Origin of the sequence: Nostoc sp. ChiSLP03a (genome assembly GCF_034531215.2) — a bacterium.
Taxonomy (GTDB): domain Bacteria; phylum Cyanobacteriota; class Cyanobacteriia; order Cyanobacteriales; family Nostocaceae; genus Nostoc.
Map to the genome: position 1 here is coordinate 1 of NZ_JAVRBQ020000089.1, position 12,325 is coordinate 12,325.

At 42.3% G+C, this 12,325-nt stretch carries 8 protein-coding genes and 1 pseudogene; 1 reads left to right on the plus strand and 8 read right to left on the minus strand.

All coding sequences use genetic code 11. From position 1 onward, the window contains the following. Positions 1 to 216: 216 nt before the first annotated feature. The 5 genes and pseudogenes from RMY32_RS14365 to RMY32_RS14385 all read right to left on the minus strand — a co-directional run bounded on the left by RMY32_RS14365 (position 217) and on the right by RMY32_RS14385 (position 6,036). Positions 217 to 867, minus strand: a complete 651-nt coding sequence (locus tag RMY32_RS14365) for a Uma2 family endonuclease (RefSeq protein WP_322710854.1) — start codon at positions 865 to 867, stop codon at positions 217 to 219. A gap of 166 nt (positions 868 to 1,033) precedes the next feature. Beyond that, entirely contained in the window at positions 1,034 to 1,411 is a 378-nt protein-coding gene (locus tag RMY32_RS14370; RefSeq protein ID WP_322710855.1) for an endonuclease domain-containing protein, read from the minus strand. A 276-nt stretch (positions 1,412 to 1,687) separates the two neighbouring features. After that, a pseudogene (locus RMY32_RS14375) lies at positions 1,688 to 1,960 on the minus strand (hypothetical protein); the annotation flags it as partial. Positions 1,961 to 2,041: 81 nt separating this feature from the next. Then, complete coding sequence (locus RMY32_RS14380; RefSeq protein WP_322710856.1) at positions 2,042 to 4,327, minus strand: alkaline phosphatase D family protein; 2,286 nt, start codon at positions 4,325 to 4,327, stop codon at positions 2,042 to 2,044. A 317-nt stretch (positions 4,328 to 4,644) separates the two neighbouring features. Then, positions 4,645 to 6,036, minus strand: a complete 1,392-nt coding sequence (locus RMY32_RS14385; RefSeq protein ID WP_322710857.1) for a malic enzyme-like NAD(P)-binding protein — start codon at positions 6,034 to 6,036, stop codon at positions 4,645 to 4,647. Between the two features lie 302 nt (positions 6,037 to 6,338). Between RMY32_RS14385 and RMY32_RS14390 the strand changes: the two genes are divergently transcribed. Beyond that, positions 6,339 to 7,760 carry a protein kinase domain-containing protein gene (locus RMY32_RS14390; protein ID WP_322710858.1) on the plus strand — a complete coding sequence of 474 codons (1,422 nt, stop codon included), beginning with the start codon at positions 6,339 to 6,341 and terminating at the stop codon, positions 7,758 to 7,760. A gap of 144 nt (positions 7,761 to 7,904) precedes the next feature. Here the strand turns inward: RMY32_RS14390 and RMY32_RS14395 are convergent, their stop codons facing one another. The 3 genes from RMY32_RS14395 to RMY32_RS14405 are packed head-to-tail and all read right to left on the minus strand — an operon-like array spanning position 7,905 to position 11,990. Then, positions 7,905 to 10,556 (minus strand): tetratricopeptide repeat protein, encoded by a 2,652-nt coding sequence (locus RMY32_RS14395; protein ID WP_322710859.1) that lies wholly within the window; start codon positions 10,554 to 10,556, stop codon positions 7,905 to 7,907. After that, complete coding sequence (locus RMY32_RS14400) at positions 10,553 to 11,380, minus strand: serine protease (RefSeq protein WP_322710860.1); 828 nt, start codon at positions 11,378 to 11,380, stop codon at positions 10,553 to 10,555. The genes RMY32_RS14395 and RMY32_RS14400 overlap by 4 nt, the downstream gene beginning before the upstream one ends. Positions 11,381 to 11,402: 22 nt before the next feature. Continuing rightward, the gene (locus RMY32_RS14405) at positions 11,403 to 11,990 is read right to left on the minus strand and encodes a COP23 domain-containing protein (protein WP_409883013.1); all 588 of its coding nucleotides are present in this window, start codon (positions 11,988 to 11,990) and stop codon (positions 11,403 to 11,405) included. Between the last annotated feature and the right edge of the window lie 335 nt (positions 11,991 to 12,325).

A 12,325-nucleotide genomic window follows, 5' to 3' on the forward strand; every position in this document is an offset into this window, starting at 1 on the left:
TGTGAAGTTGCACATATCTTGATCCCCCTAAATCCCCCTTGAAAAGGGGGACTTTGATAGATGTTTTTCCGGTTCCCCCCTTTTTAAGGGGGGTTAGGGGGGATCGAATTCTATGCAGCTTTATAAAAAATTGGTATTAGGCTGATAATACTCGGAATCCAATCGTAAATCTGATGGAAGTTGTTAGTAATTAACAATGCTCCAAACTGCCAAAGTTCAACCCTCCTTTTGCTGAAACTGGCTCAATAACCAAGTTCCAACTTCAGATTGACTCATTTCACGACTTCGGCGTAAGGCTTCTTCTAAAATTGCAATTATCAATCCAGGCAATACCTGTGATTCTTGAATACGTTTACTGCCTCGATCTGCGATCGCATAAGCGATGATTTCGGCATTTTGAACATCCACTACCCAGTATTCAGCAATACCCAACTCTTCGTAGAGCGATCGCTTTGTACCCAAGTCATCCAGCAGAGATGTTTTCGCAATCTCAATCACTAAATCCGGTGCAGGATAGCGATCAAGGTTGACAATTCCTGTACCTGCTGGGATAGTTTGGGCACGTTCTTTAAGGTAATACGCTACATCGGGCTGACAATCCTGAACACCAGTTTTACGAAAGGTGGTTGTGTCTAAACCTGTCGCTAGAATCCCCTTAATGGTCGCAAATAGAGTTACAGCAAAAATAATTATTACATGGTCTTTACCATGAGCAAAACTAACTGGTGGCATTTCCAGCCTCATGTGTTCCTTATAGTAGTAACTCTTTGCCTTCTCCTTGAGCAAGTTAGCGATCGCTTGCTCATACTCTTGCCAAGAAGCACAAATCCATGTATCTGTCGGTAACTGGGTCTGAGTTTCACTCATTGCCTAACCCTTGTGCCAGTAATCTATATCTCTTGTAACTTAAATTCTAAACTCCTAGCTCGACTCTTTAACCTCTGAAGTGCAACTTTCGAGTTCTGAGGTTAGATGATGAGGGTTGAAAGGCGATCGCTGCTGTAAAAAAACTAAACTACGATTTCCCCTCTTTTTAAGGGGGGATCAAACCCTGTATCTGCTCACACACACTATCAAACTGATTTAAAACTTGGCTATTTGTAAACCTAAGAACCTTTAAACCATAGCCTTCCAGAATATGAGTTCTCTCCATGTCATAATCTTGACCTCGATCTGTAAAATGACTATCCCCATCAATTTCTATCACTACTTTTAAAATGGGACAGTAGAAATCAACGATGAAATGATTAATCGTCCGTTGTTTGAAAACGCGAAATTGAAAGGTTCTTAGATATCCATACCAAAGCTTCTTTTCTGCTGGAGTCATATTTTTGCGAAGTTCTTTTGCTCTTTCCACAAGCTTTGGATTGTAGGGTAGATGAAAATCGTTATTGTTGAGGTTTTTGATCATAGTTTATAGTTTTGATCCCCCCTGCCCCCCTTTTTAAGGGGGGTAATATATAGGTTATATGCACCTTTTTACTCGAACGTTGAGCCTCTGAACTCGGAAGTTGCACCTTTTTGCTTGAACGTTGCACCTTTTTGCTTGAACGTTGCACCTTTGAACTCGGAAGTTCGACCTTTTTGCTTGAACGTTGCACCTTTGAACTCGGAAGTTACACCTTTTTGGTGGAACGTTGCACCTTTTTGCTCGAACGTTGCACCTTTGAACTCAAAAAAAGAAGCTCAGAACTCGAAATAACGCTTCAAATAATTGCACATCCTTTCGCATTTCATCCAAGTCAAACGATCGCGGTAAAAACTCTGGATTCTGTGCCGCCACTTCTAATGCAATGCTTACAAACGCCCGACTTTTATCTCCCATCTTGGGTAAAGTCTTGCGATCGTCGGCACTCAAATCAACCAAAAATGGTAACTTTTCTTTAATGGTGGCAATCGCTTGCAACACAGCGTCTCTATCTGTTTGTGCCAATGTTGCACTAATTGGGGTTGTAGACATAGAAATCACTCTCCAGTATGTTTCTTCAGTCTAGAGTGCCCACATATACAACTAAACTTTCCATTCACATAGCAATACCGATCATCGTAACAATGACTGATTGGGCGTTAACTGGCTCTCAAAACGGCTGTAAACAATTTGGGTGGGATACCAACAAGAAAACCAGTATAAATCTTGCATAACTTTGCAATAATTACTCTCATCTGCTAACTCAAAGTGAACCAAAGCTAAATTATTCAATCCAACTACTTCTCGTCCCTCCTGAAACCAACGAGATTTCCAAAAAATCAGAGGTTGTAACCATTTCCATTTGGCATTTTCGGCTCGTTTCCAAGGATCTATCAATGATAATATATCTGCTGTGTAGGTAGAAGTCTGAACGCTGTTTCTAGGTATCCACTCCAGTACACAATGCCAGTCAGGGTCATTTAGCAGCTGAGGATTATGGTGTAATTGTTTCTCGGAAATTTCTACCATATTGGGTGGCTTTATCCAGCCGATCCAATGTCGTACGTGTTCTGGTAGGAGCCAATCTTTCAATCGTGTATGAATCAGCCGCGTCAACATCTCTTCATTCTTCAATGCACTAGCGGTTAGCTGTATCAAGACAGATTGTAATTTGGAATGGGTGCGTGCATAAGATAAGTGAGCAACAGAACTGTAGTGAATATCCCCAGATAAAATCACGACTTGTTGACGTTCCTCAAACAAAGTAGTTAGGAATTTGGCCAGTGCTTCAACATTGATATTCCAGGCATCTCCAACATCGGTTGAAAAAACTTTCTCCTGGTTTAAGTGCCAATGATGAATCCAATCAATCACTTGTAATCCAAAAACATTTGTGGGCGCAATCACAAATGTAGTTTTAATTTGAGTTTGTTCAGTTACTTGTTGTAAAGGCAAAAGTAGTTGTTGCTCAAAAGCCTTTGGACACAACAGCATCGGCGGCGCAATTGGTTTTTGATCGGCTGGATAACCCCGCCATGTACGTGTATCCAGCACAATTACTTCATGGCAATCGCTGCGGACTATATAATGCCAAGTCAGCGCTTCCGGATCTCGATCCAGAATAAATACTGCACCGTCTCGGACTAAAACAGGTAAGTCTGTGTGGGGGTCGATGGCTGGCATACCTAGATAACGAGCGATCGCCTGATTAGCCTTTGCATCTCTTCCTTGAGAAGCTGACCAAGCTTGTGCAGCCGCCAACAGCTTTTCACCTGATTTTCCTTCTGCAAATTGCTCTGTTGTATTGCCCCAACCTTGAAATACTGTATAAGCTAACAATGCATTTTGGACTATTCTTCGCCCTAATGGTTGCCCCAGCACGCGCAAACACCAAGCTTGGTTTAAATTCCAATCATCAGTAACATCATGGTCATCAAAGATGGTGTACATGGGGATATTGGCAAGGGCGCGGCGCACTTTCCAAAGGGTATAGATGAATTGTCGCAAATGCTTGACTGCGCGATTCCAGTCTTTGATAGCATGGCGATCGCGCATTACTTGTTGTCCTTTGGGAAATGTTGTCGGCCAGCACACTGGCGACCAAGCGAGTAAATAAGTAGCGTAATATTCACCCAGACTGAAAAGATGACTGTTGACTTTCTCTGCTTTATTATGTAGTCCTGCCGTCAAACCAGCTTGATTTGTCGCAGCATCAGCCCGTTCTCCAGGTGGTAGCTGCTGGGGAGTGCAGTACACTCCATTCACCGGAAGTTTTTCTTCCCAACCCAAGAGGGCATCACCAAGAGTAGTTGCAACCCACAGAGATGGTTCTGCTACATCATCTCCATAAATTTGATCTCCCGTGAGAAACAGCTGGTGAGGTCGGTGCTGGGGTTGATTTGCTGATGCCTGAATCATACTGTCGAGAATTGGCAGTGCATCAAACCCATGCCCATGAGGTTTACGGCAGGAAGCATGGACAATTTGCAAATCTTGAAAACGGTTTGGCGGTAAAGCAAAGGTTGGTTTTTGATGATCGAAGTAGCTGATGCTGACTGGAGGAGAGGAGTTTGAACATAATGCTTGTTGCATTTGCAGGGTTTGGTCAGCAACAGTAAACTGGAGGTCGTATGCATAGATGTGACCTCCAGTGAGGCGATGTCCAATTTTAGACCGAGCGGTGATGGCAACTACATGAAGATACTTACCCAAAGCAAAGGTAGAGCGTTTTCCCTCCAATAAGCAATTTCCGATTACTTCACCATCATTTGTTGTGTCATAAACCTTAAGTTTTACCTGACAAGACTGTTTTAGTGCGACCCATACTGTCACAGACTCTGGCTCAGTATATTTGAGGATTGGCCCCGCTAAAATCAGTGGTAGTTCTTGTAAAAACTCGTCCCCAACTTGGTACTTCATTGCAAACAGTTGACATGATGGTGTTTTAGATGTGTTACTTTGCTCCTAAATTGGTAGCCCAACTCATCTAATCACCAATCATGCATCAATTCTTATCTGTTTAACATCAGTTGATAGCGCAAATAGATTGCAGCCTAAAAGTTCAGGGACAGGCGATACGCCCATCCCAAAAAAGTGATTATTTTAGGAAACTCCAAAAAATAAACTATCCAATCTTGTGGGGTAGGCAACATGAGCGCCCAGTTTATATGGCGGGCAAGATGCCCACCCTACAATCAATAATTGAATATTTTTTTATTTGGAAGTCCCTTAGTTAATTAATTTCGCGCGATGCCTTCTTCCCGCGCGGCACGTTGCACAGCAGCAGCAACAGCAGTGACAACACGCTCATCAAAGACTGAAGGAATAATGTGTTCCCGATTCAAGTCTGAAGGCTTAACTAAAGAGGCGATCGCACTTGCGGCTTCTAGGTACATTTTGATGGTAATTGTCTGTGCCCGACAATCTAAAGCACCACGGAATACCCCAGGAAAAGCAAGGACGTTATTGATTTGATTTGGGTAGTCGCTACGACCGGTCGCAATGACAGCCACATCTTTACTGATTAATTCTGGCTGAATCTCTGGAATCGGATTTGCCATTGCAAAGATAATTGGATCTTTGGCCATCGATTGCACCATTTCTGGTGTCAAAACTCCTGGTGCGCTGACACCAATAAACACATCTGCTCCTTGCATTGCACCCGCTAATGTACCCTGACCTTTCACAGCAAATTCGAGTTTTTCTTCTGTCAAATCGCTGCGACTGGTAGAGAGAATCCCTTTAGAGTCGCACATCCAGATTTTTTCTGCCCCAGCTTTACGCAGCAACCGAGCGATCGCCACTCCCGCCGCCCCAGCACCGTTAATCACAATCTTGATTTCTGCTAAGGATTTATGTACGAGTTTCAAAGAATTAAATAACGCAGCCAAGGTGACAATTGCTGTACCGTGCTGATCGTCGTGAAAAACGGGAATATCTAATTCTTGGCGTAATCTCTTTTCAATTTCAAAGCAGCGAGGTGCAGCGATATCCTCTAAATTCATGCCCCCAAACACTGGCGCAATATTCTTAACTGCCTGGATAATTTCTTCTGTATCTTGGGTGGCGAGACAAATAGGAAAAGCATCCAGCCCCGCAAATTCCTTGAATAGCATTGCTTTGCCTTCCATAACTGGTAAGGCGGCAGCTGGGCCGAGATTTCCCAAACCCAAAACGGCACTACCATCGGTAACAATAGCAACGGTGTTCTGTTTGATGGTTAACTTATAAACTTCCTCTGGATCTTGAGCGATCGCTGTACAAATTCGACCGACTCCGGGCGTGTAAGCCATTGCCAAATCGGAAACACTCTTCAGGGGAATTCTACTGCTAATGCTGATTTTGCCACCGCGATGCAAATTAAAGGTGCGATCGTAAACACTGAGTAACTTGATATCTGGTAACACCTTGATTGCTTGCACAATGGTTTCAGCGTGTTCAGTACTAGCAGCATCCACAGTAATATCGCGGGTGGACTCTTTGCGGGTTTGCTCGATTAAATCGATTTGACCGAGATTACCGCCACAAGTTGCGATCGCATGTGTTACCGAGGCCAACATCCCTACACGATTGGGAATCTGCAAGCGCAGTGTCAAACTAAAACTAGAATTAGGAGTTAGGTCTGCCATGTTGATTTTGGATTTTAAGTTTTAGATTTTATATTGAATTGCTTAGTAAAAATCTGCTGGAAATCTAAAATGAATATTGTACACATATATAACGAGTAACAATTTATTAAATGTAATCAAAAGCACACAATATTTTTAGAAAATAACCTCTCACAACTCTAACCCAGAACCTATTTTTGTTCCTGATCATACACCCTTTAACTGACTAAAGCTTGTAATTTTGGACTCTATGTTAAATTCTGTGAGAAAATCAGTATCAATTATTCGATGAGTGATACATAACAAGAGCCTAGGTGAATTTAATGCTAGGAACAATGCTCCGAGGGCGCTACAAAATCGTCAGAAAATTGGGACAAGGAGGCTTTGGGGAAACTTATCTGGCTGAAGATATGGATTTACCTCGCAATCCTTATTGCGTTGTTAAGCAGTTTAAGCCTCAATTGACTAACCCGCAAGCTTTGCAACAAGCAATGCGGTTATTCGATACGGAAGCGGATGTTCTTTATAGGTTAGGCAACCACGAGCAAATACCCCGACTTTTGGCTCACTTTGAAGAAAATCAAGAATTTTATTTAGTTCAAGAATATGTACAGGGTGATGATCTAAGCACAGAATTAAAACCTGGTCAACAATGGAATCAAGAGAAAGTAATTGCTTTTTTACGGGACATATTGAAAATATTAGAGTTTGTCCATCAGCAGAATGTTATTCACCGCGATATCAAACCTGCCAATTTAATCAGACGTGCTGCTGATGGCAAGCTTTTTTTGATTGACTTTGGGGCAGTAAAAGAAATCAGCACCTTGATGGCTAATAATCAGGGAAGAACAGTGGCTGTTGGCACTCCTGGTTATATGCCTAGCGAACAATATAACGGACAGCCACAACTTTGCAGCGATATTTACGCTGTGGGAATGATTGGAATTCAAGCACTGACTGGTATTTTACCTCTCAAACTACCAATTGACCCGAAAACATTAGAATTTATTTGGCGTAACCAAGTCCAAGTCAATCCTCAACTAGCAGACATTTTAGATCGAATGGTGAGATACCATTTTGGTCAACGCTACCAGTCAGCACCTACAGCTTTACAAGCACTGACAAACTTAACGATAAATAATAAACAGTGGTCAAAAACTAAAAAAACCGCCCTAACTTTGACGGTGTTAACTATCATATTTTCTATGACAGTGCTGGTGATTCCAAAATTACAACAAATATTTAGCTCAACCTCACAAGAGCCATCACTTGTAACAAACTCCTTGATTTACGAAAATCTTACTTATGGAATTAAAATAAAATATCCTAAAACTTGGTCAATCAAAGAAATAGAACAATATAATACAACCACAACAGATGTAGCTAGATTTTTGTCACCTCAAAAAAATGTAGAAAAACCTTATCAAAGCAACTTGACTGTAGAAATTGAAGATTTAAAAGAACCTATTTTATTGGATGAATATACTAGCTCAAGAGTTAATGAAATAACGCAATTTCTTGCAGATGCAAAAATTGATAAATCACGTTTAACTCAACTAGCAAATCGCCCAGCGCATGAAGTAGTTTATTCAGGTAAAGAAGATAAATATACTGTAAAACGAAAAGCAGTTTGGACTTTAAGCAACAATAAAGCCTACATAATTACTTATGCAGCAGAAGAAAGTCAATATGATGATTTATTAAAAATTGCTGAACAAATGATTGATTCATTAGAAATTAACTAATTTGCTGAAAGGGCACAGAGTGTAAGCAGGGGAACAAGGGTAGAAAATTTTTAACTCCTAACTCCTATTCCTAACTCCTGTACAGACGCGATTAATCGCGTCTGTCCTAACTCAGCACTGTGAACGCACTCTTTACCGACGATATTATAAGGCTCGAATTTTTGGATTCTGTAGCAGCTTTTGTACGTCTGCCAAGATACGATCGCCCCAAATATTTTTCTTAAGAAACTCTAAATCAGCAAACCTTTTGTCTAAGCTTAGAGCGGCTTGTGCCAATTCTAGAGCTTGTTCGCGATCGCCTTTAACATATAATGCTGTTGCTAAGGCTAGTTGAGGTTCGGCAGATTTACTGTCAATGTCAATAGAAGCCCGAAACTGACGGATGGCTCCTTCAATATCTTGGAGTTCATATTTGATTAACCCCAGGTTGTTAACAGCTGCTAATAATTTAGCATCCTGGACAGTTGCTTTTTCATAAGCAGCAAGTGCCCCTTGATAGTCTTCCTGGATATGGTAGCTCAAACCCCGCGCAAAATAAGCAATGGCATTATTCGGATCTACCCGTGCTGCTTGGTTGAAGTCCGAGATCGCTACCTTAGTTTTTCCCTGACGCTGGTAGGCTAGACCTCGCAAAGCATAAGCTACAGCACTTTTGGGATTCAGGCGAAGTACTTCGTTATAATCTGTGATCGCTCGTCGATAGTCTCCGCGATCAGAGTAAAGGTTTGCTCGGCTGAAATACAAATCAGCAATTTTGGCGCTACCCCATTCACTGTTAGCTTCAAGTGCGCTGCTGTATGCAGTAATCGCTTCTTCGTTTCGTCCCAATTCCTGTAATATGCCACCGCGCAAAAACCAAGCTAGGGAATGTTTAGGATTGAAGCGAGTGGCTTGGTTTAAATCCTCCAATGCTTTTTGTTTGTCCCCTTGCTGATAGCGCCCAGCTGCCCTCCTAGTGTAGGCATTAGCATCTTTAGGATTTCGAACAATTGCTTCGTTGGCAGTGGCGATAATTGTCTGAGGATCTGCTTGGTTTGATGGGGTAGTTGATTGTGAAGTTGATGCAATATTTTGTAGTTTTCTGAGAGAGTTTAGTGCAGTTTCGGACTCTGCTTTTTTTCCTTGCCTTTCGTACAAATCTGCGGCTTTTTGCAAATCCGCGATTGCTCCTTGTTTGTCTTGCAATTGGGTACGAGCATCTGCGCGGTTTTGATAGATTTCCGCAGCTTTGGGATCGCTAATTAATATCCGGTTGATCTTGAGGTCAAAGTCACTTCTAGCTTGGCGTTTAATTCGCAACGTCACTTGACTACCCTCTTGACCGCGCAGCAAGTTAGAGGCATCTTCCAGTTTGATCTTGAGACTAGGTTTGCCGTCAATTGCCACAATTCGATCGCCAACTTGCACCCCACCTTTCGAGGCTGGAGAGTTATCGTTAACCTGTTGAATTAATAGCCCCTGATTTTGGTCGTTGTTGAACTGAATCCCAATGCCGGAGAACTCAAAAAAACTCAGTGCCTTATTATAATCGGCGATCGCTAGTTTATAGTTTTTCAGCACCACACGTAACAGACCCCGGACATTGTAAGCATCAGGATTGTCGGGAAATCGCTGTATTACTTGGTCTAAATCGGCGATCGCTTTTTGATAGTCATTTAAACCTAAATGAGCAACACCGAGGACAGCGTAGGCAAGAGCAGAAGTACGAGATTTGGGATCGTCGTTAAGGCTAATGGCTTTGTTACCATCGGCAAGTGCACCCTGATAGTCTTTTAGTTGAGCGCGGACATAACCTCGGTAGGCATAAGCAATTGCATTTTTGGGAGTAAGGCGAATTACCTGCTCAAAGTCTTTAAAAGCTGCTGGGTAATCTTTGAGTTCATTGTAGGCTGCACCCCGTCGATAGTAAGCATCAGGATGGTTGGGATTAATTTGTAGGGCTTGGTTGTAATTAGCGATCGCTCCTTTATAATCTTTTTTATCCGCTTTAGCCCCCCCCAAGCTGATGAAGTCTTCAGCACTTTGTTGTCGTTTAGGCGTTGGTTTTTCTGTTGTATTTGATTGTCCAGATGTAGCTATATTGGGTTTAACACCTGGTTTGGGTGCGGGAGTTGGCGAACTCGCGGTTACTGGTTGGACATTATTTCTGGCTGCCAAAAAGGTATTAATCGGAATTCCCAACCTTAAAACAGTACCTGTCTTCTCTTCTGGTTCTGTAGCTCGCCCATTAATCCCTACTAAATGTCCATTTTCGTCTAATACCGGGCCGCCACTCATCCCCGGAATCGCCTCGTTATTGTAGACCAAGGCGTAGCCTTCATCTGGATTTTTCAGGCGACTGCGAATGCTGCCATTAGTAAATTGATAACTGCGTTCATCAATGCCTGGTAATCGGTCAGCCCAACCTACCACATAAATGGTCATGCCTTCTCTAATTTGGTCAGAGTTGCCTAAACTAGCGATGGGGTAACTTTTATTACTATTGAATTGCAACACCGCCAAATCTAATCCCGGTAATTCTTTGCTGTAGTAAACCGGATACTTACCGCCATCTTGGGTATGAATCTCATATCTTCCATCTCTAGACACTACATGTCGATTGGTGAGGACAAAGTAAGTTTCACCTTTACGTTCAAAAATTACTCCAGAACCAATACCGTCTCCATCAATGCGAACGGTAACTGTTTGAGCAATGTTGTTGACCTCTACCGGAGTTAAAGATAAGGCAACTTGAGGTTTCATCAACACTACAGCTGCACCAACAAGTATTGCTGGAAGACTACGAGCAAAATTCATCGCCTCACCTCTACCTGAATATTTTTATCAGAATAATTGTTTGTAAATGATGGTGATCCCATCTGCATAAACTCTTCAATCGGAATACCCCAGCTATACTTACTCATCTGTTTGAGCAGGGGTGGTTCCGGCTGTGTTCCATCTTGATATAAATATGGCTCACCCCAAAGAGGTTCAGCGTGTCTCCCATTGATAGCCACGACCTGACCGACACGATTCAGCAGTGGACCTCCACTCATACCTTTGACAATATCATTGGTATATCCAATCCGATAGCCGCCTTCCAAGGCTTTGTCTAGTACTAAAGAAACTTTACCTTTGCGGAAAACAAACCCGGTATCTTGAATACCTTGGCTATCAAAGGGAAACCCAGCAGCAAAAACTTCATTGCCGACACTCAAAGTTGATGCATGACCGAGAGATGCAACTTGATAGTTAATCTTGGGACTGCGAAACTGTAAGACAGCTAAATCGTTACCATTAGAATAGGAAGGAACAGAGAGATCGCTCATCTTGGACAAATCAGCCTCATAGATTCGGCCATCTGGGGTCTGAATCTGATAAGGTGGGTTCCCCGACCGGAGTACGTGAGCATTGGTTAGCACCTGATAAACTGACCCTTTTCTTTGAATCAGAATCCCCGATCCCAAGAAGTCTTTTGATAATACTTTGACCGCGATCAACTCAGCTAGCTGTTGTACTTGCTTGGCGGAGTCTTGGGTTAAGTTTTGTGCATCTAAAACCTTAACATTTGGTTTTGAGCCTAGCAGTGAAATAGATAAACTGCCAATACAGGTAATCAGCATCATTAAGCGCCAATCCATATTCGTTTAGATTGCGATTTACTCAACATTCCCAAGCTGGTTTTCCTGCTGGACAGGATTCGCCTCTCCCCGAACTTTCTATCCGAGATATGAACTTGGCTACATCCAGGTAGGCCGCCTCTTCGTAGTAGGAGAATAATTCTTTACTATCACCACCACTAAGGTTAATTGCTCTGCCGCCACCCGAACCTTGGCGATCCAATAACCTTTGCAGTGTCAAAGGAGCATTAGTACCGACTTTTAGGGTAACTAAGACTCCGTTCGGCAAACAAGAACCACCCTTGTAACTGGCAACACACAATACAGGTTGATTGCTGAGTTTTCCAGCTCTGAGGAAATTTAGCGTCCCATTGTCGTAGAAACGTTGGAATCTTGCAGATATCTCTTCGCAGCGCTGTTGGGGAGTCCAAGGTGGAGGAAAAGCATTGTCAACCCAGCGAATTACTGGGATATTTCCTCTAGAAGTCCGAACTAGTGTTGAGGGAACACCTGCACTCATACCACAGTAAAACTTATTACTCTGCGTATAGCCAGGTTGAACTAGAGAGGCAGTAGAGCCAAGTGCGATCGCAATGGTACTCAGTATATGAGCAAAGAAACCAAGTTTCATAGTAATCTTCATGCTTTCTGAAGTTTTTAAGTATATATGGCGTAATTAAAAATATTTTTGAGTATAGAGGATATCTCGTACCAAAAGAGCAGAAATTTAAGTAAATATAAGATCGCTAATTTTTAAGTATCTGTTTAGACATATTAAAAAACGCCCCCTGTTTCCAGAGAGCGGTTTTGATTTCGCTAAAACTTAAGTATTAACCCAAGTTGCTAGTTATGCTTGCAGGTGTTCAGGTGGCATTGCATAAGCAATAAAATCCCCTCCAGAGGAAAAATTAGGAGGGGTAATGTTAAACGAAATAATTACAATTTATGCTATCACTGATGACCTAT

What these genes read in the sequence shown, in the direction of transcription:
- RMY32_RS14365 (WP_322710854.1), bottom strand. Translation starts at nt 867, where the DNA reads ATGAGTGAAACTCAGACCCAGTTACCGACAGATACATGGATTTGTGCT.
- RMY32_RS14370 (WP_322710855.1), bottom strand. Translation starts at nt 1,411, where the DNA reads ATGATCAAAAACCTCAACAATAACGATTTTCATCTACCCTACAATCCA.
- RMY32_RS14380 (WP_322710856.1), bottom strand. Translation starts at nt 4,327, where the DNA reads ATGAAGTACCAAGTTGGGGACGAGTTTTTACAAGAACTACCACTGATT.
- RMY32_RS14385 (WP_322710857.1), bottom strand. Translation starts at nt 6,036, where the DNA reads ATGGCAGACCTAACTCCTAATTCTAGTTTTAGTTTGACACTGCGCTTG.
- RMY32_RS14390 (WP_322710858.1), top strand. Translation starts at nt 6,339, where the DNA reads ATGCTAGGAACAATGCTCCGAGGGCGCTACAAAATCGTCAGAAAATTG.
- RMY32_RS14395 (WP_322710859.1), bottom strand. Translation starts at nt 10,556, where the DNA reads ATGAATTTTGCTCGTAGTCTTCCAGCAATACTTGTTGGTGCAGCTGTA.
- RMY32_RS14400 (WP_322710860.1), bottom strand. Translation starts at nt 11,380, where the DNA reads ATGGATTGGCGCTTAATGATGCTGATTACCTGTATTGGCAGTTTATCT.
- RMY32_RS14405 (WP_409883013.1), bottom strand. Translation starts at nt 11,990, where the DNA reads ATGAAACTTGGTTTCTTTGCTCATATACTGAGTACCATTGCGATCGCA.